The 20,917-nt window shown below is 32.5% G+C and carries 21 protein-coding genes and 3 tRNA genes; 2 read left to right on the top strand and 22 right to left on the bottom strand.

Annotation, left to right across the window (positions count from 1 at the left end; translation table 11 throughout):
* Window positions 1–147 precede the first annotated feature (147 nt).
* The 16 genes from H8707_RS10220 to H8707_RS10295 all read right to left on the bottom strand — a co-directional run bounded on the left by H8707_RS10220 (window position 148) and on the right by H8707_RS10295 (window position 13,729).
* Entirely contained in the window at window positions 148–621 is a 474-nt protein-coding gene (locus tag H8707_RS10220) for a beta propeller repeat protein (protein ID WP_262430045.1), read from the bottom strand.
* A gap of 574 nt (window positions 622–1,195) precedes the next feature.
* On the bottom strand, window positions 1,196–2,395 hold the full coding sequence (locus H8707_RS10225; protein WP_262430046.1) for a winged helix-turn-helix domain-containing protein: 1,200 nt from the start codon (window positions 2,393–2,395) through the stop codon (window positions 1,196–1,198).
* Between the two features lie 256 nt (window positions 2,396–2,651).
* Window positions 2,652–2,735 (bottom strand) — tRNA-Leu (locus H8707_RS10230).
* A 33-nt stretch (window positions 2,736–2,768) separates the two neighbouring features.
* Window positions 2,769–3,272, bottom strand: a complete 504-nt coding sequence (locus H8707_RS10235; protein ID WP_262430047.1) for a pyridoxamine 5'-phosphate oxidase family protein — start codon at window positions 3,270–3,272, stop codon at window positions 2,769–2,771.
* A 57-nt stretch (window positions 3,273–3,329) separates the two neighbouring features.
* A tRNA-Leu gene (locus H8707_RS10240) sits at window positions 3,330–3,413 on the bottom strand.
* 37 nt (window positions 3,414–3,450) lie between these two features.
* Window positions 3,451–3,525: transfer RNA gene (locus tag H8707_RS10245), tRNA-Thr, on the bottom strand.
* Window positions 3,526–3,565: 40 nt separating this feature from the next.
* Window positions 3,566–3,799, bottom strand: coding sequence for a glutaredoxin family protein (locus H8707_RS10250; protein WP_262430048.1), 234 nt, complete (start codon window positions 3,797–3,799; stop codon window positions 3,566–3,568).
* 26 nt (window positions 3,800–3,825) lie between these two features.
* On the bottom strand, window positions 3,826–4,881 hold the full coding sequence (ftsY, locus tag H8707_RS10255; protein WP_262430049.1) for a signal recognition particle-docking protein FtsY: 1,056 nt from the start codon (window positions 4,879–4,881) through the stop codon (window positions 3,826–3,828).
* A gap of 10 nt (window positions 4,882–4,891) precedes the next feature.
* Complete coding sequence (smc, locus tag H8707_RS10260) at window positions 4,892–8,470, bottom strand: chromosome segregation protein SMC (RefSeq protein ID WP_262430050.1); 3,579 nt, start codon at window positions 8,468–8,470, stop codon at window positions 4,892–4,894.
* A 63-nt stretch (window positions 8,471–8,533) separates the two neighbouring features.
* Window positions 8,534–9,619 (bottom strand): elongator complex protein 3, encoded by a 1,086-nt coding sequence (locus H8707_RS10265; RefSeq protein ID WP_262430051.1) that lies wholly within the window; start codon window positions 9,617–9,619, stop codon window positions 8,534–8,536.
* Window positions 9,612–10,310 (bottom strand): ribonuclease III, encoded by a 699-nt coding sequence (gene rnc, locus H8707_RS10270; RefSeq protein WP_262430052.1) that lies wholly within the window; start codon window positions 10,308–10,310, stop codon window positions 9,612–9,614. The genes H8707_RS10265 and rnc overlap by 8 nt, the downstream gene beginning before the upstream one ends.
* A 63-nt stretch (window positions 10,311–10,373) precedes the next feature.
* Window positions 10,374–10,610 carry an acyl carrier protein gene (gene acpP / locus H8707_RS10275; protein ID WP_262430053.1) on the bottom strand — a complete coding sequence of 79 codons (237 nt, stop codon included), beginning with the start codon at window positions 10,608–10,610 and terminating at the stop codon, window positions 10,374–10,376.
* A gap of 21 nt (window positions 10,611–10,631) precedes the next feature.
* Window positions 10,632–11,624 (bottom strand): phosphate acyltransferase PlsX, encoded by a 993-nt coding sequence (gene plsX, locus H8707_RS10280; protein ID WP_262430054.1) that lies wholly within the window; start codon window positions 11,622–11,624, stop codon window positions 10,632–10,634.
* 129 nt (window positions 11,625–11,753) lie between these two features.
* Entirely contained in the window at window positions 11,754–11,933 is a 180-nt protein-coding gene (gene rpmF, locus H8707_RS10285) for a 50S ribosomal protein L32 (protein ID WP_262430055.1), read from the bottom strand.
* A gap of 13 nt (window positions 11,934–11,946) precedes the next feature.
* Window positions 11,947–12,465: a YceD family protein gene (locus tag H8707_RS10290; protein WP_262430056.1), complete on the bottom strand. Its 519-nt coding sequence runs from the start codon at window positions 12,463–12,465 to the stop codon at window positions 11,947–11,949.
* A gap of 61 nt (window positions 12,466–12,526) precedes the next feature.
* Entirely contained in the window at window positions 12,527–13,729 is a 1,203-nt protein-coding gene (locus H8707_RS10295; protein WP_262430057.1) for an acetate/propionate family kinase, read from the bottom strand.
* Window positions 13,730–13,912: 183 nt separating this feature from the next.
* Here H8707_RS10295 and H8707_RS10300 point away from each other — a divergent pair, with 183 nt between their 5' ends.
* Both H8707_RS10300 and ylbJ read left to right on the top strand, forming a co-directional pair.
* Complete coding sequence (locus H8707_RS10300) at window positions 13,913–15,151, top strand: nucleotidyltransferase (protein WP_262430058.1); 1,239 nt, start codon at window positions 13,913–13,915, stop codon at window positions 15,149–15,151.
* Between the two features lie 68 nt (window positions 15,152–15,219).
* The gene (gene ylbJ, locus H8707_RS10305; RefSeq protein WP_262430059.1) at window positions 15,220–16,380 is read left to right on the top strand and encodes a sporulation integral membrane protein YlbJ; all 1,161 of its coding nucleotides are present in this window, start codon (window positions 15,220–15,222) and stop codon (window positions 16,378–16,380) included.
* A gap of 82 nt (window positions 16,381–16,462) precedes the next feature.
* On the opposite strand, the gene H8707_RS10310 is transcribed toward ylbJ, so the two are convergent.
* From H8707_RS10310 to H8707_RS10335, 6 genes are all read right to left on the bottom strand, one after another.
* Complete coding sequence (locus H8707_RS10310) at window positions 16,463–17,617, bottom strand: sialidase family protein (protein WP_262430060.1); 1,155 nt, start codon at window positions 17,615–17,617, stop codon at window positions 16,463–16,465.
* An 81-nt stretch (window positions 17,618–17,698) separates the two neighbouring features.
* Window positions 17,699–18,472, bottom strand: coding sequence for an FCD domain-containing protein (locus tag H8707_RS10315; RefSeq protein ID WP_262430061.1), 774 nt, complete (start codon window positions 18,470–18,472; stop codon window positions 17,699–17,701).
* A 196-nt stretch (window positions 18,473–18,668) separates the two neighbouring features.
* A complete protein-coding gene (locus H8707_RS10320) occupies window positions 18,669–18,989 on the bottom strand; it encodes an EamA family transporter (protein ID WP_262430062.1) in 321 nt (106 codons plus the stop codon).
* Window positions 18,990–19,012: 23 nt separating this feature from the next.
* Entirely contained in the window at window positions 19,013–19,177 is a 165-nt protein-coding gene (locus H8707_RS10325) for a hypothetical protein (RefSeq protein ID WP_262430063.1), read from the bottom strand.
* A gap of 34 nt (window positions 19,178–19,211) precedes the next feature.
* The gene (locus H8707_RS10330; RefSeq protein ID WP_262430064.1) at window positions 19,212–19,448 is read right to left on the bottom strand and encodes a hypothetical protein; all 237 of its coding nucleotides are present in this window, start codon (window positions 19,446–19,448) and stop codon (window positions 19,212–19,214) included.
* Entirely contained in the window at window positions 19,405–20,829 is a 1,425-nt protein-coding gene (locus H8707_RS10335) for an amidohydrolase family protein (RefSeq protein ID WP_262430065.1), read from the bottom strand. The genes H8707_RS10330 and H8707_RS10335 overlap by 44 nt, the downstream gene beginning before the upstream one ends.
* Window positions 20,830–20,917: the final 88 nt, after the last annotated feature.

Here is a 20,917-nt window from a genome sequence, read left to right on the forward strand (position 1 = left end):
TTTTTCTCTCTATCCTGTTTTTTTCTTTGAATTTAAGAGGTTCTATTAATTTTGCCCTTTTTTAATCATTTCTTTTGTTTTTATTTGTTTTTTTATCTTGACATATTACCAGATTGCTCATTGAAGTCATTTGATTAAATTCACAGCTTACAATTCATCTTGCTCTACCCATTGCCATGTCAGCCCACCATCCTCCGTCGTAAGATATAGAACTGAAGTAAAATTATCATCACTGTAAAGCTCAATTGGGTATCTGCCATACTCTTCTTGAAAAGTAGGAGAAAGCGGAGTAAAACAGTATTCATTCATATAATTGGGTATATCTACCATCATGCGTTCCCAAGTTTTCCCTCCATTAAGTGTTCGACTGATTTCAGGTCCTTGATCAGTAAAGTAGCGATAACTCATAAAGCCAACTTCTGAAGATGCAAAACCGGCTCCGGTCACTGTTCCCGGATACATTGCAAACTTGTCACCAACCCACCAAGTCACTCCGCCGTCCGTAGAAGTGCAGACATTCGCATTTCCAGATCCCAACGATGGTCCAGTGCAGACTACCGCCCATGTGAAGTCATCGATAGTACCGCAGTAAACATCAACATTCATCCAACCAGGTTCCATGTAGTCGCTTGCAGGAAAGTCATCAAATAATAACATAGGCAGACTGATGATGTAGGTTCCGCCCTTTTCTGTGTAAACGTCAAAAGTGTCAATGGTTCCATCTTTTACATATCCCACAAACGGACTGACTTTCTCTTCTGCTGCTTTATCACTTGTATATTGTGCTGAAGCACATTTAAGCGCACTGTTTTCAGCTTTAATTTTATTGCCGGAGCTTAAAGCGACAGCACAGCTTGTTAACAGGAACGCTAAAACAAATGTCAACACAAACGTCCATTTAGATTTTCCTTTATATTTCATAATGCATGACAGCCTTTCACCATATATTTAAACATGATTATTATTTATTTTATCACTTTAATAATACCATATTATAGAATACATTGACCCATTTCCGATTAATTGTAATAATATTGTAAATTTTTTGTTTAGGTAAATTATATAGCACAAGTTTTCTTTTAAAAATAAATATAAGTATCATCTGAAAAAATAACATCTAAGGAAGCTTGTTTTTCTTCTGAAACTTTAATATCTGTATTTTTTACAACGTTCCGAAATATAAGATTTACGAAGTTTAGCAAATACCATTTCGAGTTTTACGTTCAAATTTGATATCTTTACAATCATTAAACCTAGCAAACCTTCTAATACAATCTATGATATTCTCATTAAGCCCATCATAGCAATAATCAGCATTTTCAAGCCAAAAATTCTTAACTATAAGCCGCCTTGATTTTCTATCATTTATGACCTCTATCCTTCCGACAAAACTATCTCCAGATAGAATGGGTAATACATAGTACCCATATTTCCGTTGTGTAATAGGCGTATAAATTTCCCATTTATATTCAAAATCAAATATTTTATTGATCAATTTTCTGTCCCATAGCATGTTATCAAGAGGTGCGATAAATTCAGTTCGTTTCATAAAATTATCGCTATTCAATACAATTTCAATTAAAGACCTATCTTCTGATAAACAATAAAAATTCTCTTCTATGCCATCAACAATGACTTTGATAATTTTACCTTTATTATATAATTTTTCAAATATAATATTTCGATCGGATGCTTTTAAGCCGCCAATTCCAAGCCATGCATCTGATGCTCTGTTCCAAAGTATTCCTATTGAACCAATACGCCTTAATATATTCCACTCTAAATGTTCTTCCTGTGTTATATTGGGGTTATCAGCATTCAATACCTCATCAGGAATATATTCATCAGTAAGTGCATAATACTTGATTGCTCCCTTTTTATGATGAATAATAAGCTCACCCCCAAAATACAAAGTCTCCAACACTGCTCTGGATAAAGTGGTAGGACTCCAATACCAATCAACTTGTTTATTAAAATTAATATCTTTTGAAGACACAAAATTTTTTTCTCTAATAATTTCCTTTATTTCTTCTCTAACAGCATCTATTTGATCCTTACTTCTGATATTTTGTCCATAATTAATTCGCTGCTTTGAAAAATACTTCCAATCATCTATACTAAAAATAGACATATTTTTATCAAAATAGTCCACGAGCTTTCTGTCTATGTATAAAAGCTTATATAACATATCTTTAGAAAATCCCTCCACTCTAGATTGTAATACCAACTCAGAATTTTTCCCACAGACATCGATGGGGTCAAATTGGATGCAGCCCGCCTGTTTAATATAATCACATATACCCTGTTCTTCGGTAAATTTATAATCCCCTATTAACCCCTGTTTTAAAAGAATGAAGTGTCGAGCTTGCTTATTTGTAAATTCCACTTGTACCATTTTTGCCCCCTCCTTTTTCTCTATTGTATCCTAAATAACATGGTATTGCAAACATTTGTTCTGATAAGGATAATATTTTTATACCTATAACAAATATAAAAAAAGGCATCCAGCGATGCGTTAAGGTAGATTTTCTTGGAACTCATTTACGAAAAGTTCTTTATTACTTTAATCAAAGTAGAACTTTCCTATTCGTTATAACAAAAGCTACATTTCCATTGGTTTAATACCAACAAAAATGTAGCTTATAACTAGATGCCGATGGTGGGATTTGAACCCACACGCCCTTTCGAGCAACGGACTCTGAACCCGTCTTGTCTGCCAATTCCAACACACCGGCACACTCTTTATGAAAACTAAAATAATTAATATACTAATTGGTTTGAGAATTTTTGCTTCTAACCAGTTCAATTGCCTCCTTACCACTCATGTGCTCAATCTTAAGCTCTATCATGCATGTAGCATTATACTCCCTGTCAATTGCCTGTTGACGATGTTCTTCATCGTGATCCGGTGCATACTTCTTAGAAAGAATATTGATTGCATTTCTTTTTTCTAATTCATCTTCCATAATGTGAGCTTTTCCAAAGACTATGACACTTCTAAAATAATTGGTATATTCATCGGGCACCACTTGATCCTTATTAACTACGCAAAAAGAAACTTTCTGATTTTTCCTGACAGCATCCACTCTATGGCCTTTTTTAGCACCGTGAAAGAAAATTTTATCATCATGATATACATAACTAACCGGAACAGCATATGGGTAATCATCATCCCCTAATACTGCCAATACACCGGATGTTCCACTATTTAAAATCTCAATACATTCTTGTGAGGATAATACCTGCTTTTTACGACGCATTTCTCTAAACATATAACCACCTCTTTCATATAATAAATACTTCTAATAACATACCATGTTTTATTTTGATGCCGATGGTGGGATTTGAACCCACACGCCCTTTCAAGCAACGGACTCTGAACCCGTCTTGTCTGCCAATTCCAACACACCGGCACACTCTTTATGAAAACTTATAAACACATCTTTCAATTGGAGCTGATGGTGGGATTTGAACCCACGACCTGCGCATTACGAGTGCGCTGCTCTGCCTCTGAGCCACATCAGCGTACCTGAGAAATGTGGGATTTTGAGAGATTTGCTTAATATTATTTATTTTCTTTAAACCATCCAATTATATCATCTGATTCATAAAGCGGCTTACCATCTATTAAGAGCATTGGGACTTGATCTTTTCCCCCTAATTTTATTAATTCTTCCTCATTGCTTTTATCTGCATGAATATCCACCATATCTACATCAATATCATGTTCCTTCATATATTTTCTGACCTTATTACAATATGGACATCCTTCCATATAGTATAATTTTAAATCCTTCATTTCTTTTACCTCCTATATAATAAATTTTAACCAAATATTGCTTCAACGAAATCATCTATTATAAATGGCTGCAAGTCTTCAATACCCTCACCAATTCCCACAAGTTTTACCGGAAGTCTCAATTCAGCCTGCAGTGCTATGATTACTCCGCCTTTTGCAGTCCCGTCAAGTTTTGTAAGAACAACTCCGGTAATATTAGCTACTTCTTTAAATACCTTTGCCTGATTGATTGCATTTTGACCAGTTGTTGCATCTAGAACCAACAAAATCTCTTTAGTTGCATTTCCAAATTCCCTGTCTACGACCCTAAATATTTTGTTTAGCTCATTCATTAAATTTGATTTGTTGTGTAGTCTACCGGCAGTATCACAGATTAGCACATCTGTTTTCCTTGCTTTTGCAGCTTGAATTCCGTCATATATGACTGCAGCAGGGTCTGCGCCTTCATTATGAGCCACAAATTCTACTTTTGAACGTTTACTCCACTCCTCTAATTGTTCAATAGCAGCTGCTCGAAAGGTATCTCCAGCGGCTATAAGGACTTTTTTACCATCCTTTTTAAAACTATAAGACAGCTTCCCTATAGTGGTAGTCTTTCCCACACCATTAACACCAACTACCAAGATAACAGCAGGCGTAGGTTCAATCGATAGTACATTGTCATCAACTGATTCTTTCATAAGGCTTTTAATTTCATCCTTTAATAATTCCTTAACTTCCATAGGATCATTAATTTTTTCCGATTTTACTTTTGCTTTTAATCTATCTATAAGCTCCATGGTAGTTGCTGCGCCAACATCAGCAGTGACCAAAACTTCTTCCAAATCTTCAAATAGCTCGTCATCAACTTTTTTATGAGAACTAAGGATATTTTCTATTTTGTTTGACATATCTTTACGAGTTTTTGTAAGTCCACCCTTAAGCTTTTCAAAAAAATTTGTTTTCTTCTCTGTTTGGGTCCCTTCAATGATTTCTTCAACTTCTTCAACAGCTTCTTCTTCAAATTGAGAGTCATCAATTTCCCCTGCTTCTTCTATTTCTATTTCTTTTTCTGTTTTCTTCTTTTTAAACCAATTAAACATTTTTCTCACCCTAACTAGCCATATTATCCATATTATCTTTAAGCTTTACTGATACTAGCTTACTTACCCCTTCTTCTTCCATGGTAATGCCATATAATACATCGGCAATTTCCATCGTAATCTTTCTATGAGTTATCAATATAAATTGAGTAGAATTACAAAAATCCTTTAGATAACTAGTATACCTATTGATATTCGCCTCGTCAAGAGCAGCATCAATTTCATCTAGTATACAAAAAGGAGCTGGCTTAGCCTTAAGTATTGCAAACAACAATGCTACAGCAGTAAGAGATTTTTCTCCTCCTGATAAAAGCGTTAAATTTTGTAATTTTTTCCCCGGAGGCTGTGCTTTAATATTTATTCCTACATTTAAAATATCATCGCCTTCTTCAATTTCCAAATAGGCTTTTCCACCACTAAATAATATTTTAAATATTTCAGAGAAGTTTTTATTTATTTCTTGGAAAGTAGCCAAAAATCTGCTTTTCATTTTCTTTTCCATGTCTTTTATAACTTCTTCGAGATTATCTTTTGCCTCTATTAGATCATCATGCTGATTTGTTAAAAATTCCAATCTCTCCTTTGTATTTTTATAGCTCTCTATCGCATCTATATTGACATTCCCTAGATTCTTAATTTCCAATTTCAATTCTTCGACTTCTTTATGAGCATCTTGTATACTGTTAATTTCAATTTCATATCTTGAACTTTCCTCAATTGAGACTCCATAATCATCATAAATCTTATTTCTGCTATTTTCAAGTTGAATTTCATACTTAGTAAGTTTTACTTCCAAATTGTTTTTCAACTTTTCTAATTCAGAAAGTTTATTATTCACGATTTTTAACCGATCTTGCTCATCATAAAAGGTCTTCATAAAATTGTCCTTCTTCTTTAACAAATCATTTAATTTGCTGGTTGTAGCTTCTTCTTCTCTTTCTTGATTTTTAATCTCTTCATCAAGGCTTAGTCGGTTGCTCTTTAGATTTTTTAATTCCTCATTTATAGCTAAAATTAAAGCATCTTTTTTTTGAATTAAATCTTCAATTTCAATTTTATTTGAATTAAAACTTTCTTCCTTATCATTCATGTTTTGAAGATTGGTTTTTAATGCATTTATCTTTATTCTTAAATCTGTAACTTTCCCTTCTAATTCGTCCCTTGAAATTTTATTGTTTTCATGTTCTTTTGAATTACCACTAATTTTTCCCTTTATATCTTCAATATTTTTTTCATATTCATTTATAGCCAATTTTAATTTACTTGAATTGGCTTCAAAATCTTTATTTTCATTTACAAGGGTGCTGATTTCCTGTTCCTTTTTTTCAATTTCTTCACTTAGCTTAATCTTCTCATTTAAACAATTATCTTTGCTGTTTTTATTGCTAAATAAGTCCATTTCAATTTTCTTTATATTGGGCTCCAATTCAGTTAAAGAGAGCGTTATTCTATATAATTCCTCATCTAATTTTGACTTCTCATTTTCCAGCTCTCCAATATATTGATTATTTTTATCAATTTCGGCTTTAAGGCTTGCTATCTTATTTCTCCTACTAATAATGCTTATGGAATTGTTCCCGGAACTTCCTCCGGTAATAGAACCGCCTATATTTATGACTTCACCTTCTAATGTGACAATTCTGTAATTGTGTTCATATTTTTTCGAAAGCTTAATTCCACTATCATAATCCTTTACAATTATAATTCTACCCAATAGATTTTCAAAGATATTTTGATATTCTTTTTCGTAGGTAATAAGGTCGCTGGCAAGTCCCAATATATTATAATCAATTTTATCCTTAGGGTTAAGGCTTATAGTTTTTCCCTTAATGACATTCTTTGGTAAAAATGTTGCTCTGCCCAGCCTTTGCTTTTTCAAGTATTCAATCAATTTCTTTGCATCATTTTCATCGTTAACCACAATATGTTGAGCGCTCGATTCTAAGGCAACTTCAATTGCTCTCTCATATTTTACATCTACAGTAAAAAGTTCCAACACTACTCCAATTAAGCCTTTATTAAGGCTCAAATCTTTCTTTGCTCCTTGGAGTAATCCCTTTACACTTTTATAATACCCATCATAGCCTTCTTCCATATTTTTATATAAATTGTAATTGGAAATAAGTCCATGAAGTTTAATTTCATTCTTTTTGATTTCGTCATTAATGTTGTTGCATTTATTCAATATGGTACCTTTTTTTACATCCAGCTCCTTTAAATTATCGCTGCTAATCTCTAATTCTCGTTTCAATTCACTTTCTGAATTTACAAGTTCATCATATCTCTTTTCCAAATCCAATATGCTTCTATTAGTATTTTCAACTTCTTTATTTAATTGATTAATTCTCTTATCTATATTTTCTTTAAATGAATTAATTGAATTAATTTCGCTTTTTTTGTCAGAAAGCTTGTTATAAATATTAATCATTTGATCCTTATCGTAATTTGATTTTCTTTCAATTTCCAATAAATAATCGTTCATTTGCTCCAATTTTTCTTTGTTGAATTCATATTCTGCATTTATTGAATTTAAATTTTCTTTTATTATTCCTTTTTCTTTATCTAACTCATCTTTAGACTTGTGCAAATTTCCTAAAGACTCAATATGCTTTATCTTTTCCTCTTTTAATCTTTCTAAATCTAAATTAAGATATTTTTCTTTTTCATTTAATAAAGATATTTTGTTTCTATTATTTTCAAAGAGTTTGACTGTATCAAATTTAATGCTTCTTGATTCTTCAATTTCTGATTCAAGATTGTGAACAGTTTCTTTTAATTTATTATATTTTCCGTCAATAGCATCTTTTTCTTCCTCTAATATATTTACCTGTGTTATTATTTTTTCTTTCTCGGTGTTTGCATCTTCTATTTGCTTATTTATTTTTTTATAATCTCTTATAAAAAGGTTAATTTCAAGGTCTTTAAGTCTAGAATATAATCTTGTAAATTTTAAAGCCTTTTCGGACTCCTGTTCCAATATATCTTTCTGGCTTGATATCTCATGAAGTAAATCCTTAATCCTCACAAGATTGTTTTCTGTTTTCTCTAAACGTCTTTCTGATTCTTCTTTTTTTGTTTTGTACTTTACAATACCAGCTGCTTCTTCAAATACACCTCTTCTGTCCTCAGGTCTATTGGATAATATTTCATCTATCTTGCCTTGTCCAACTATAGAATATCCGTCTTTGCCGACACCTGTGTCCATGAATAGCTCCCTAATATCCTTTAATCTACAAGAGTTTTTATTTATGTAATACTCGCTTTCACCGGATCTAAACATTCTCCTTGTAACTTCCACTTCAGAATAATCTATGGGAATTACACCGTCGTTGTTATCAAAAGTAATCGCAACTTCAGAAAAACCAACCGCTCTTCTTTTATCAGTTCCGGAAAATATTACGTCTTCCATCTTATTACCCCTAAGACTTTTCACGCTTTGCTCTCCAAGCACCCATTTTATAGCATCAGCAATATTGCTTTTGCCGCTGCCATTTGGTCCAACAATAGCTGTAATGTCTTCTGTGAATTCTATCTCGGTCTTATCTGCGAAGGATTTAAAGCCTTGTATCTCTATTTTTTTTAAGTACAAATCACAACACCCCATTAGCTTCTCTATTCGTTTTAAAAAGGCTTCCAAGCTATAGGAAACCTATTATACCAATGAATTCTCCATTAAATATGACTTCATTAGAGATTTTATATTTATTTTATCATAAAAATCATCAAGTTTTATCGCAATTTCATTTAAATCAAAATCATTTCCATAAATTTTTATATTTCTAAATTTATATCTATTTTTAAAATAAATAGTATTAGATGATTTTTGCCCTGCGATGAACGATACTAATCTGCTGTTTAACTCCAATATCAGTTCCTTGTTTTTTGTTTCTATATCATTAATAGATAAATAAAAATCGATTATTATCTTATAAATATTGCTTTCAACAAGCTGTCTGAAAGCAGGGTGAAATGGGCCTGCTACTACATCCTTTCCCATTTGGATGTTTTCGGTAGGTTGTAATCCCACCCTTATTACATTGATATCATTTATATAAAATAACATCAACAATATACTGGATTCTTCCACAGCTTCTTCTATGCTTAAAGGCCTATATTTGCCATGTAAGCATTGTTCTTCAAGGAAAGTACCTTTGATTACCAATGTAGGGTAAATCCTCACATTGAATGGATCAAGTTTAATAAATTCTCTGCAGGTATACAAGGACTTTTCAAAGTTATCCTCCGGGAGTCCTAACATCATTTGAAGTCCCAGATTGAATCCGTATTTCTTAATAAGCTCTGAAGCCTTATATACATCTTTGGCTGTATGTCCTCTTTCACTTGCATTAAGTACTTCTTCATCTAATGATTGCACACCTAATTCTATGGTATCCACACTATATTTTTTGAGATTATCCAAGATTTTATTGTCTATAGCATCAGGTCTTGTGGATAATCTTATAGCATCTATCATCCCTTGTGTCTTATATTTGAAGGGAATTTCCAGAAGTTCACTTTGAATATCTATATCAATAGCTGTAAAGCTTCCACCATAAAAAGCAACTTCAATATATGAGTCTTTTCTAAAAAGCCTAAGATAATCTTCTATAATATTTTCTACTTCTTCAGGTTTAACATTTGTATTGAGTCCTGTAATCTTTTTTTGATTGCAGAATATGCAATCATGCGGACAACCAAAATGGGGGACAAAAATAGGAATAATATAGTGTTTAGTCATAATCTTCACCCATCAATATCAATGCTTCCTTAGCTGCCATCTGTTCAGCTTCCTTTTTATTTCTGCCAATGCCTGAGCCAATAGCGTTCTTATTGATACAAACATCCATATAAAATAATTTATTGTGATCAGGACCTTCTTCCTTTGTTACTATATATTCAATTTTCCCTTTAGTAACCTTTTGAAGCTTTTCTTGTAACTGGGTTTTGTAGTCTGTAAACAAATCTCCCTTTGCAACAGCAGCAACAATATCGGTTTCAAACTTATCCAGAAGAAGCCTTGTAACAGTTTCAAAGTCACTATCCATATAAATAGCACCCGTTATAGATTCACTGGCATCAGCTAAAATTGACTCTCTTTCTCTGCCGCCGGTAACTTCTTCGCCTTTTCCAAGATAAAGAAAATTGCCTAAATCTATCTTTCTGGCAGCAATTGCCAAAGAAGACTCGCATACTACCTTAGCCCTAATCTTTGTCAATTCCCCCTCCGGATAGAATGGGTACTTCTTATATAGATATTGACTTACAAGCAAATTGAGTACAGCATCACCTAAAAACTCCAATCTTTCATTACATTGACTTTCGTGCATCTTATTCTCGTTTGCATAGGAACTATGAGTAAGAGCTGTTTTAAGTAGATCAATATCTTTAAATCTATAATTCAAATTCTTTTCTAAAAGCTCTAAATGCATATCAATTCCTCCAATGGTTCGCGGTGATGATGTTATGACGGTATAAAATACCGTCTAAAATAATTATTCATCACCTATTGCCTTTTTTATATAATCAATGGCATCTCCGACTGTTTTTATTAAATCAACATCTTCATCTTCTACTTCTAAGTTAAATTCATCTTCTAATGCCATAATCAATTCAACTAAATCAAGTGAATCTGCATTTAAATCATCCTTAAATGAAGTGCTTAAATCAATATCACTTTCATCTAAATTAAATTGTGTTGAAATTAGTTCAAAAACTTTGTCCTTTATCATAAAAACATCCTCCTAATTAATTTAATTCTTTAAACTCATATTCTCTTCAATAATTTTAATTATATCTTTTTCAGCAAAATCCATGAGTTGTTTTATTCCATTTCTAATGGCAAGTGCATCAGAGCTTCCATGAGCCTTTACAATCGGCATCTTTGTTCCCAATAGTGGTGCTCCGCCATATTCTCTATAATCCATCATTTTATTTATATTTTTAAGCTGAGGTTTTAATAATAATGCTCCGATTTTGGATTTAGTATTTTCATAAAATGCAGATTTTAATAAATCAAATATAGAAATAGCCATTCCTTCAGTAAGCTTTAAAACTATATTGCCAACAAATCCATCTGCCACAATAACATCGGCATTACCTGATGGTATTTCCCTTCCTTCGATATTCCCAATAAAATTGATGTCGGATTTTTTTAATAGATTAAATGTTTCCTTTGTTAGCTGATTGCCTTTTGATTCCTCTGCACCAATATTGACTAGTCCTACTTTTGGATTGTTCCTGTCCATAACATTTTCCATATATATTGATCCCATAACTGCAAACTGTTTTAAATACTCGGGTTTGCAGTCTACATTGGCACCTGCATCTACCAAAAGTGAAACTCCTTTTCCTGTTGGATAAATAGTGGTCAAAGCGGCCCTTTCTATACCTTCAATGCGTTTAACGATAAATAATCCTCCGGCTAATAGCGCTCCTGTACTTCCGGCAGATATAAAACCGTCTCCTAAACCCTCATTCAATGCTTTAAGCCCGACAACCATAGAACTGTCCCTTTTCCTTCGTATAGCCAATGACGGATCATCTTCATTTGTAATAACATCAGTTGCATTTAGTATCTCAATTTTGTCTTCAGGATATTTGCACTTAGTTAATTCTTTCTCTATAATATCTTCCTTTCCTACAAGAATTACCTCTATGTTAAAATCATTAACAGCATCTACTACACCCTTGACAATTTCACTTGGAGCATTATCTCCGCCCATACCATCAACAATTATCTTCAATTTTATCCCCCCTGTTCATGTATAAGCCACTGATATTTAATATATATGACAATGCCACAAAAATCAATAACTTATACAAAATTTACTAAAACAAAAAAGATAGTGAATTTGTATCACTATCCCTTTTTATTAATCAACTGAAATAACTTCTCTGTTTTTATAATAGCCACAGTTTCTACAAATTCTATGAGGTTCTTTTGGCTCATGACATTGTGGACATTCTACAACAGTAGCCTTATTTAATCTGTATGAAGAGGCACGTCTTTTGTCTCTTCTAGCCTTAGAAGTTTTACGCTTTGGTACTGCCATCAAAAACACCTCCTTAATTCTTAAAAAAATCTTTTAACTTTTCCAATCTTGGATCTATCTCTTCCTGTATACAATCGCAAGATTCTGTGTTTAAATTTGCCCCGCACTTAGGGCACAAACCCTTACAATCTTTATGACAAAGGGTTTTCATAGGGAGGGAACTTATAACCTCATTATAAATATAATCCTCTAGATCTAAAAGATCATCATCATAATAGACTGTCTCTTCTAATTCTTCATAATCATCATTATATTTCCCATTATAATCTTCAAGTTTTGCATCTAATGCAGTTTCAATTTCTTTAATCGTGGGTTGAAGACACCTTGCACATTTAGTTTCATATTTATAAAAAATATTTAAATGAATAAGACGCTCAACATCAGCCTTGAAAATTTTTCCTTTAAATTTAATCGGTCCAATAATTCTGAACTCGTCATCTAAATTTTTACCTATGTCTTTATTTTCAAGCTCTCCTTCAACATTAAAAACTATCTCTTCACCACTCAGAAAACTTGATATGTCTAAAATCATTTATTTCACCTCATAAACTAACAAACATTATTATATAAAGGCGGTATAAATTTGTCAAGAATTATCTATTATTAACAATATCCAAAGTATCTCTTGCTATCATTAATTCTTCATTTGTAGGTATAACCATTATAGTCGGCCCCACAATATTTTTTGAAAGAATTGCTTCTTTTCCCCTTACATCATTTAATTCATGGTCTATTATTAAACCTAAACACTCCAACCCTTTACATGACCTTTCACGTACATAAGATGAATTTTCACCGATACCTGCAGTGAATACCAATACATCTATGGAGCCCATCTGAGCTGCATATGCTGCTACATATTTTCTTACCCCGTTGCAGAATATATTAAGTGCCAATTTTGCTCTTTCATTTCCTGCTTCAGCAGCATCTTCCAAGTCTCTAAAATCACTGCTGATACCTGATATGCCTAAAACACCTGATTTTTTATTTAAAAAATCATTTATTTCTGCAGAAGTAGTTATACCTTCTTTATCCATAATAAACGGAATTATTGCAGGATCAATATCTCCTGACCTTGTTCCCATTGGCAATCCTTCCAGTGGAGTCAATCCCATAGATGTATCTATACATTTTCCTCCTTTTACAGCTGCAATACTAGATCCATTTCCTAAATGACATGTTACGATATTTAAATTCTTAATATCTTTATTAAGTATTTCAGCAGCTCTTAGAGATACATATTTATGTGATGTTCCATGAAATCCATATCTTCTTATTTTGTATTTCTCATAGTATTCGTATGGAATCGGATAGATATAGTTTTCTGCCGGCATTGTTTGATGGAAAGCAGTATCAAAAACTACAACCATTGGTGTATCAGGCATCAAGTCTCTACACGCTTCGATTCCCATAAGTCCTGCAGGATTGTGAAGCGGAGCCAATACTATATTTTTTCTTATAGCTTCAATAACTTCATTAGTAATTAAAGCTGGTTGAACAAAATCTTCTCCTCCATGTAAGATCCTATGTCCAATTGCTGCTATTTCATCCAAAGATGAGATTGCACCATAGTTTTTATCTAATATTGCGTTTAAAACCAATTCTAAAGCTCTTTTATGATCTTTCATGGGCTCTTCAATTGTAACTCTTTCCTTCCCTGTAGTATCATGTTTAATCCTTGAGCCTTCGATCCCGATCCTTTCAACCAAACCTTTTGCAAGAACCGTTTCTTCCTTCATATCAATCAATTGATATTTTAAAGAAGAACTGCCGCAGTTTATTACTAATATGTTCATTATCATTCCTCCTGTATCTTTATCATTAACTATAACATATAGTATTATATTTGTGTTAAAAAATCAACAGGTTATCGAATAGTATTTGCTATAGTTTCTGCAATTATTAATAAAATATATGTTATAATATAAAAGGTTTCCATTAAAAAGATATTAAATAAAATTAAGATTTTGGAGGAAATTATGAAAGTTGTAGGTTTCATTACTGAATATAATCCTTTTCATTTCGGTCATAAGTTTCACTTAGAGGAAGCAAAAAAATTAACTAATTCAACTCACAGTATTGCTGCAATGAGCAGCTCATTTGTACAAAGAGGTGAACCTTCACTAGTTGATAAATGGACAAAGGCAAAAATAGCAATTGAAAATGGAGTTGATTTGGTCATTGAGCTGCCATTTATTTATTCAGTGCAAAGTGCGGAATTATTTGCCTATGGTGGAGTGAATATACTTAATTCTTTAGGCATTGTTGATTACTTGGCATTTGGAAGTGAAACAGGGCAAATCGAGCCATTGAAAAAAATAGTAACAGTTTTAAACAAAGAGCCAATTATTTATAAAGAAATTTTTAAAAAATATTTAAACTTAGGCTTATCCTTTTCAGAAGCTCGGAGTTTGTCCTTGAGCTCATATTTTACTGATAATCAATATAACTATAGTGAGTTACTAAAGCAATCCAACAATATTTTAGCTATAGAATATATGAAGGCATTGGAAAGGCTGAATTCTTCTATACAACCTATTGCAATAAAAAGACAAGGTAATGACTATAAGGATGAAAATATCACCACTACAATAGCTTCTGCTACAGCTATCAGAAAAAGAATACAGGAAGATGGATTAGAATCAATTAAAGATTATGTCCCAAATGAAACATTTCTTGAATTAGAAGGATTCTACAACAGATATAATCACTTCAATTATTTAGAAAATTACAATGAAATATTCCAATATATACTAAGAACTTCCACCAAAGAAAATATGTTGGAAATTATGGATATGGAAAACGGACTGGAAAATAGAGTCTTGGATAAGGGCAGTCTTTCAAGCGATATAAATATTATAATAGATAGCATACAGACAAGAAGGTACCCTAAGACCAGAATCCAAAGGATATTTATACATCTTTTAAACGATCTATATGGATATACTATCAAAGAAATTTACAAAAAATCTCCTTCATATGTTAGAATTTTGGGAAGTAATGAAAAGGGGCTGGAACTGATAAACAGAATTAAAGAATCATCCAATGTACCAATTATTACAAAATTTGCAGATTCCAAATATATAGAAGATATTTATGTTAAAAAAATGTTAAAAGCAGAAGAAAAAGCAACTAATTTATTTTTCTTAGGTTTAAGCCCTAAAAAACCTTTGGTTAATATGGATTTTTTAATTTCCCCTTATATCAAAACAAAATAATATCATCTCCCCTATCATATATATAGATTATATGAGCAAATTCTAATAATAAGGGGAGGAATTGTTTTATGAAAGAGAAAAAGTCGTTTAAGTTGAAATATATATTTATAATCCTACTCATATTAATAATGATTCAAATATTTAGAAATCCCGGTTTAAGTATAAAAAGTGCAAAGGAAGGATTGGACATATGGGCAAATCTTCTTTTGCCATCTCTTTTTCCTTTTCTCATAATATCCAATTTACTTATATCACTTGGATTTATGGACTTATTCGGAAGATTCTTAGAACCATTGATGAAGCCACTTTTTAATGTTTCGGGTATTGGTATTTTCCCATTTTCAATAAGTATGATATCCGGATATCCCGTAGGTGCCAAACTTACCTCAAACTTAAGAGAAAACAACCTTATAACAAAAATTGAAGGGGACAGACTCATAAGTTTTTCCTCTACATCAGGACCGTTATTCTTGCTTGGTACTGTATTAACGGGAATGTTAAACGCACCTGAACTAAGCCCTTTAATTCTAATCCCCCATTATTTAGGAGCAATTACAATTGGTTTAATATTTAGATTTTATAAAAAAAATGATAAATCCTCTATAGAACATGATGTTTATAATCTCAAAACCACAAATAATTCAATTGGAGCCTTAATATCCGGATGTATAAAGGATGGTATTGATTCTATGCTTATGATCGGTGGGTTTGTAATCATTTACAGTGTGATAATAAATATTATGTTTAAATCCAATTTATTTAATTCAATTCTTAATATAGTATCCAAGGTTACGTTCGTGGATATAGAAATATTGAAAGGTATAGTTGCAGGTATTATTGAACTTACCAATGGGTGTAAAATGATATCCAGTTTAAATATCAAATTAATCAATAAAATATTGATATTAAATTTTCTCATAGGATGGGGTGGATTCTCTATTCACAGTCAAGCATTAAGCTTTATAAGCAACACGGATATAAATTCAAAGATATATCTTGTATCCAAGTTTTTTCATGGAGCATTAGCTTCTTTTTATACATATTTACTGTATATATTCAAATATAAAGGAATGTTATCGACAACCTTCAATACATCTAACTTTACCATCCCTACTGATTTTGAACATTGGTTATCAGTACTTGTAAATTCAGCAAAAATTACAGTGACTTCATTTATATTTATTTCCATTTTATCTATCTTAATTAAACAATTGAAGGTAAAAAATTGAAGGCAATTTTATATTAAAATAAATATGCAAATATAGGCCATGGCGAGTTATAGCTCGCCATGGCATCCAATTTTTATTGTTATTACTGAATATCAGGTTGCCCAAGAGCCTTGTTTACAGCAACGCTTAGCCTTCCTTCACTTTCAATCTTTCCTTTTATTATATCTTCCTCGGTAAATCTAGCCATCAATATCTCCCGTTCTTTAACTCTCTCCCAATCATATGTTACATAAATATAACCGTCATCAGCTTCTTTAGCATCGGGGTATGAAGCCTCATTTCGTTCATCCAGCAATAATTTATAAGGCCAAGTTTCGCCATCATCTTCACTAAGCATCGCTGTTAAATGACTGCGTCCCTTCCATTTTTTTACGTTGCCTTGATTCATAATATCATCTAAATCAATACGCTCATTAAAATTATTGTGATTGATCATTAAAAGGCGACCAGATTTTAATCTGCGAATATGAAATCTTGAACAAGGTCCGTCAATATGGCTTTTACGTCCTAATGTCCATGTATACCCACCATCTGTTGAAAAACTTTCTCCAATTCCATCAAAAGTACGTACTAACATCCACAATGTACCATCTTTCTTTTCCACAATCATATGTTCATCAAAACTACGATTAGGAACATCCGCGCTGCCTCGCAATAAAATAGTTTTTCCTTCATCTTCGGAAGCATATACATTAGAAAATTGTTCATTTTCCAAGCCATGATCCTCACTTGGCACACTACCGCTTGTATTGCACCAAATAGCACAAGGGAAAAGCCATTCTCCTCTACTTGTAGCTATAGGTTTATTCATCATAATTCCATTAGCAATCCTTCTGGGAGCAGACCATTGGAGATTTTCTTCATCCGGATTATCACAAATCGAAACCCATACGCCGCTACGGCCGTCATTAAATCCTCTTGCCTGTGTCCAGGTCATCCAAAGACGACCAAAAGGATCAATCCATAAGCAAGGGTCGTAAATACGACATTCAGGATCCGGATGCTCAACTACAGCCTCACAGGACCTAAAAGTCTTCCCTTGATCATCACTAACACATAAAACCATTATATTTCCGCCAACTTCAGCATCTTGCCCAGAATAAAAGTTTATAAAAATACGGCCTTTTTTTGTTACCTCAATAGAAGGTATCCCTTGCCATCTACGATATGAATCTTGAAATCTTTCTTCTTTAGGTCGCACAAATAATTTTGCAGGATTTAGTGCGGAATTATTCATAAACAACACCTCCAAAAATATTAATCTATTAATTTTAAAAATATATTAAAACCATCTTACATATATAAACATAAATTATTTTTAATCTTCATATGCCTGTTCCTTAATAGTATCGATTAACTCTTGAATATGATTTTGCATCAAATAGGCAGCCTGTCTGGATTCTCTTGTCTCAATTTTTTCAGTGATCTTTTCATGCTCTTTCACATAAATTCCGCCTCGTTCACGAGTAGTGAGGGTTTCAAAATCAGACTCTATTCTTTTTTCTTCAAAAATTAATACATTTAACAATGCATAAATGAATTTGTTATGACAAACTTCTGCTATCATAGCATGAAAATCCAATGCAGGCTCTGTCGGATCCTGATTGTCTTCTACACATGTCCTATGAATTTCTAAGGATTCACGAAGCAGCTCTATTTCACTATCTGTTGCATTTATCGCAGCTAAGCGTGCTGCTTCTGTCTCCAGGATCTGCCTCACGTTCAATAGATCAATAAGTTCATCATATTTTGTTATCTTAATATCTAACGTTAATTTATCACGCATTAAAACATTCGCAATATTATCTTCAATTTCATCTAACAATAATTTTCCATCTTGAGTCAATATCCGCCCTTGATTTCCTTCTAAGAGAGTAAATCCCTTGTAATCCAACTCCTTTAAGTAGCGTCCTATCGTAGCTGTACTTAAATCAATTCCATAATTACTTATCTCTTCCCTTAAAATCCAAGAACCCACCGGGGTATTTTTTTCATAAACAGCCTTCAATAAAAGATAATTTAGCATCTCCATTCTGTTTGAAAATACTCCTGTTTGCATTAAAACTTTTTCATCTAATAACAGATCGCTCATATTCCCTCACCAACTTCTAATTTTATTTCATAAGAATTAATCTTTATGCATAGAGCATATGTTATAAAAAATTATATTAACAATATTAATACAAATTATCCTTTGGCAATTTGTTGCTTTCCTTACTGCCTAAAGCACACCATAATATTACATCAAGAATTACAATAATACTACCAATCATAGCCCAAAAACTTGGTCATTCTCCTATAAATATGATCACTGACAAAGTATTTAAAATTGGATCCAACATCAGCAATACTGAAGCCTCAATAGGGGTTGTATGCTTAATTGCTCTTGCAAATAAGATTTGTGGAATTCCAAATGAAAAAATTCCCAATATTAATATACCAATAATAGAGTGAAATGTAAAGGTAGGTGGATTTAGAGCCATAAAAAGCATTCCAATAATTATCTCAATAATATTAGAAATTATATAATAATGTTGTATATTTGTTTTAGAGTATTTTGCATAAACAGTCATCATTGCCATAAGTACTCCACTCAGTAATGCAAACATATTACCAATTAAATGCCCTGGAGCTAAATTGCTCCAAAAGTAAGTACAATTATCCCCCTAAGCCCACTTATCACCATAGGACAATCTACCAACTTAAATGCCACACCTGCTGTACTATAGCCTATTGCAGTTAATGTTAGATAAATCCTAGCTTGGTTTAAACTTAATTTCTTGCTATTTCTATTCATATAAATCTACCTCTTAATTATCTTGATTAGACTATTAATATTTATCTTCACTTGTCCACTTGGCTAAAGGTAAATCTGCAGACCATTTTGATCTTTTCAAGTCTCTGCTAATTCTTTTGGCAGCATCATTAGCTTGCATAATAATTTTCGTTTCATCTACTCCTTCCATAGTAATAATATACCCACCAAGAATAATCATATCAACATTCATAAGCTTTCCTACTTTGCTATTGATATCCTTCTCTTGTCCATTTAGCCAGCGGTAAATCATAATTTTTTTTGTCCTTTTCAAGTTCAATGCATATCTTCTTAGCACATTGGTTTATATGTTCAACTGCCTTTTTTTCATCTACAGTTAATATCTTGTAATCTTCAACAATTACTTTTCCATCAATAATAACCATTTCAACCTCATTTCCTCGTCCAGCATATACTAAGTTGGGTACAATATTTCTAATAGGCCAATCCATAATAGGAGAAAGATTTGGAAATGTCATATCTATCATAATAATATCCGCTCTTTTACCCGGCCTAAGTGAACCAATAATCTCTCCCATTCCTAATGCATTGGCTCCTTCAATGGTTGCCATTCTCATTACCTTCCAAGCAGGATATGCAGTCCCATTTTTATGTTTGTACTTATGTGCAATTGAAGTAAACTTCATCTCATTAAACAAATTATTACAATTATTACCCGGTGATTGATCTGTTCCTAGTCCTATCCTAGTAGAATATTTTCCAAATTCCTCTGCTGGAGGAAGATTTCCACCTAATATTGCTATGCTTCCTGTACAAAGTACCATTCCCGCACCAGATTCAGCAACAATCTTAACTTCTTCTTCAGTAGCTGAAGTCATATGAATAGCCAAGAGACGTTCATTTAGAAGTCCTAATTCCTGTGCGTAGGCTACTGAGCGTTTTCCATAACGTTTTTTAACCTGAATAACTTCTCTATCTCCCTGTGCAAGATGCATATGAATGCCTACATCATATTTTTCTGCTAAATTTTTTATTTCTATTAGCAGCTCAGTAGAGCACATATCAACGGCTTGAGGCCCAAACATACATGTTACTAGGTTGTCCTTATATCCATGGTATTGTTCAATCATCTTAATATTATCCTGCAATTTATGTTGCCCTACAGCGGGATCTAAAGGGTATGGTTCTCCTGGAATCTTTTTTACATTAGTTGGTAATTCATTAATCATATTTGCTGCAACAAGTCTAGTTCCCACCTTTATATGATTTGGAATCAATTTTAGCATTGGCGTTTCATAATCACAAAATGTAGTTGTACCAGCCTTTACTGCTTCAATTATATTGACCATAGACCCTGCAACAAGATCCTCATCATCCGCTCGACTAAGCAAAGGCCAAATTCCATCTTCCATCCAATTATCAATATCTTGACACCCCCCTCTAACAATAGTATCAGAAGTATGGATGTGGCAATCTATAAATCCAGGCATAACCACTTTATTATGAGCATTAATATATCTATGAGCAGTATATTTTTCCAATATATCATTTGTAGTCCCTACAGCAACAATTGTATTTCCTTTAATCCCTACTGAACCATTGTTAATTACTCCAGTTCCTTTTCCCTCCATAGTAATGACATATCCACCATGGATTATTATATCAAGTATCATTAGTCTCCTCCATTGTTTATAACTTTTAATTTTGTTAATTAAATATTTAATTTTTACTATGAATGCGCCTAATAAATGCAAATTATTC

The organism is Paratissierella segnis (genome assembly GCF_014385195.1).
In the GTDB taxonomy this organism is placed as follows: domain Bacteria; phylum Bacillota; class Clostridia; order Tissierellales; family Tissierellaceae; genus Paratissierella; species Paratissierella segnis.

Coding starts and splice junctions, on each gene's coding strand:
- H8707_RS10295 (WP_262430057.1), bottom strand. CDS start 13,729: ATGAACATATTAGTAATAAACTGCGGCAGTTCTTCTTTAAAATATCAA.
- ylbJ (WP_262430059.1), top strand. CDS start 15,220: ATGAAAGAGAAAAAGTCGTTTAAGTTGAAATATATATTTATAATCCTA.
- H8707_RS10315 (WP_262430061.1), bottom strand. CDS start 18,472: ATGAGCGATCTGTTATTAGATGAAAAAGTTTTAATGCAAACAGGAGTA.
- H8707_RS10250 (WP_262430048.1), bottom strand. CDS start 3,799: ATGAAGGATTTAAAATTATACTATATGGAAGGATGTCCATATTGTAAT.
- acpP (WP_262430053.1), bottom strand. CDS start 10,610: ATGATAAAGGACAAAGTTTTTGAACTAATTTCAACACAATTTAATTTA.
- rpmF (WP_262430055.1), bottom strand. CDS start 11,933: ATGGCAGTACCAAAGCGTAAAACTTCTAAGGCTAGAAGAGACAAAAGA.
- H8707_RS10290 (WP_262430056.1), bottom strand. CDS start 12,465: ATGATTTTAGACATATCAAGTTTTCTGAGTGGTGAAGAGATAGTTTTT.
- H8707_RS10220 (WP_262430045.1), bottom strand. CDS start 621: ATGGAACCTGGTTGGATGAATGTTGATGTTTACTGCGGTACTATCGAT.
- H8707_RS10310 (WP_262430060.1), bottom strand. CDS start 17,617: ATGAATAATTCCGCACTAAATCCTGCAAAATTATTTGTGCGACCTAAA.
- H8707_RS10265 (WP_262430051.1), bottom strand. CDS start 9,619: ATGACTAAACACTATATTATTCCTATTTTTGTCCCCCATTTTGGTTGT.
- H8707_RS10325 (WP_262430063.1), bottom strand. CDS start 19,177: ATGAATAGAAATAGCAAGAAATTAAGTTTAAACCAAGCTAGGATTTAT.
- H8707_RS10335 (WP_262430065.1), bottom strand. CDS start 20,829: ATGATACTTGATATAATAATCCATGGTGGATATGTCATTACTATGGAG.
- H8707_RS10300 (WP_262430058.1), top strand. CDS start 13,913: ATGAAAGTTGTAGGTTTCATTACTGAATATAATCCTTTTCATTTCGGT.
- ftsY (WP_262430049.1), bottom strand. CDS start 4,881: ATGTTTAATTGGTTTAAAAAGAAGAAAACAGAAAAAGAAATAGAAATA.
- rnc (WP_262430052.1), bottom strand. CDS start 10,310: ATGCATTTAGAGCTTTTAGAAAAGAATTTGAATTATAGATTTAAAGAT.
- H8707_RS10225 (WP_262430046.1), bottom strand. CDS start 2,395: ATGGTACAAGTGGAATTTACAAATAAGCAAGCTCGACACTTCATTCTT.
- H8707_RS10320 (WP_262430062.1), bottom strand. CDS start 18,989: ATGTTTGCATTACTGAGTGGAGTACTTATGGCAATGATGACTGTTTAT.
- H8707_RS10330 (WP_262430064.1), bottom strand. CDS start 19,448: ATGATTTACCGCTGGCTAAATGGACAAGAGAAGGATATCAATAGCAAA.
- H8707_RS10235 (WP_262430047.1), bottom strand. CDS start 3,272: ATGTTTAGAGAAATGCGTCGTAAAAAGCAGGTATTATCCTCACAAGAA.